General features: G+C 71.2%; 1 protein-coding gene and 2 pseudogenes. 1 reads left to right on the top strand and 2 read right to left on the bottom strand.

Features of this window, described 5'->3' with window-relative positions; translation table 11 throughout:
• Positions 1-335 (top strand): annotated as a pseudogene (locus BN11_RS17635) (hypothetical protein); the annotation flags it as partial.
• A 163-nt stretch (positions 336-498) separates the two neighbouring features.
• Here the strand turns inward: BN11_RS17635 and BN11_RS17640 are convergent.
• Entirely contained in the window at positions 499-1173 is a 675-nt protein-coding gene (locus tag BN11_RS17640; protein WP_048699615.1) for a thymidine kinase, read from the bottom strand.
• Positions 1174-1201: 28 nt separating this feature from the next.
• Positions 1202-1491 (bottom strand): annotated as a pseudogene (locus BN11_RS24255) (alkaline phosphatase family protein); the annotation flags it as partial.

Genomic DNA, 1491 nt, shown 5'->3' on the forward strand with positions numbered 1-1491 from the left:
CGGGCCCCGCGGCAGCCGGCCCCGTGGCATCGGTGGCCGCGGTGCCCACCACAGCACGCGCCGCCGAGGCCGCGGACGATCCGGACCTCGTCGACTTCCCCGACAGCGACGAGATCCCACCGCCCGCCCGTGGCACCCACCCCAACGACGTCGCCGCCGAACCGGAGCCGCAGCCGGAGCCCGAGCCGGAACCCGAACCCGAACCCGAGCCCGCTGCCTCGAAGCCCGCTCCGCCCAAGTCAGGAGGGGCCAGGCGCAAGGGCCGCGTCGGCGTCCCCAACTGGAACGACGTCATGTTCGGCCCCAGCCGCGGCAGCACCCCCGACAGCGAATAGCCGGCCCTCGGCATACCGACGGGGTTACCCATCGATAGTCGTCGTGCGCGCAACCAGTACCAATGGGTAGGCCCCGTGGCGACCAGTAGCGGCGGGCTGGTGCGCAGTTGCGACGCCCGGCATCGACATCTCGACGCCCGGGAATCGACATCTCGACGCCCGTTCAGCAGGGCGGGATGGGGCAGGCGTCCAGTTCGAGGGGCAGCACGTCGGCGGAGAGGGCGGCGGCCTGGGCGGCCTTGGCGTTCATGCGGCGCATGAAGTGGCGCCGGCAGAGGACCTCGTATTCGACGAGGCCGGAGGCGCCGCCGTCGGTGTCGCCGACGACGACCTGTTCGCCTTCGACGACCATGACGCCGTCGACGATGCGCGCGTTGTGGGTGGCGCGGCGGCCGCACCAGCACATGGCCTCGACCTGCAGCACTTGCACCCGGTCGGCCAGTTCGATCAGGCGCCGGGAACCGGGGAAGAGCTGCGTGCGGAAGTCGGCGGTGATACCGAAGGCGAAGACGTCGATGTCGAGTTCGTCGACGACGCGGGCGAGGTGCTCGATCTGTTCGGGCGCATAGAACTGGGCCTCGTCGCAGATGACGAAGTCGACCTTCTGGCCGCCCATCAGGTGGGTGACGACGACCTCCCAGAGGTCGAGTTCGGGGGTGACCTCGATGGCGGGGGTGGCCAGCCCGAGGCGCGAGGAGAGGATGGCTTCGCCGGCGCGGTCGAGGCGGGTGAAGGTCAGTCCGTGGCGGCCGCGGGCTCGGTGGTTGTGGTCCATCTGCAGGGCCAGGGTCGACTTCCCGCAGTCCATGGTTCCGGAGAAGAAGACGAGTTCGGCCACGAGGGAGAAGCTTAAGAGATCGCGCGTGTCAGTCCGACTCGGCGGGCCGGTGCAGCAACGGCACGGCGACCTCGTCCCGCGTGACCGAGCCGTGCATTCCCAACAGCTGCAACAGGATCGGCTTGGAGGTGCGGGAGTCCTCGATCGCCCCGCGCGGTCCCATGGCCACCACGAGGTCACCGATCCGCCCGGCATTGCGGCGCGCCACAGGACCGAACCAGCCCTCGTCGATCGCCTGCTCGCGCGTGAGCACGACAGCGCGCCCGGCGAGCCGGCCCCGCCAGGCCTCGGCCACGGCGGCGGCGGCGCCGGGGTCGG

The organism is Nostocoides australiense Ben110 (genome assembly GCF_001050535.1).
GTDB classification, from domain to species: domain Bacteria; phylum Actinomycetota; class Actinomycetes; order Actinomycetales; family Dermatophilaceae; genus Nostocoides_A; species Nostocoides_A australiense.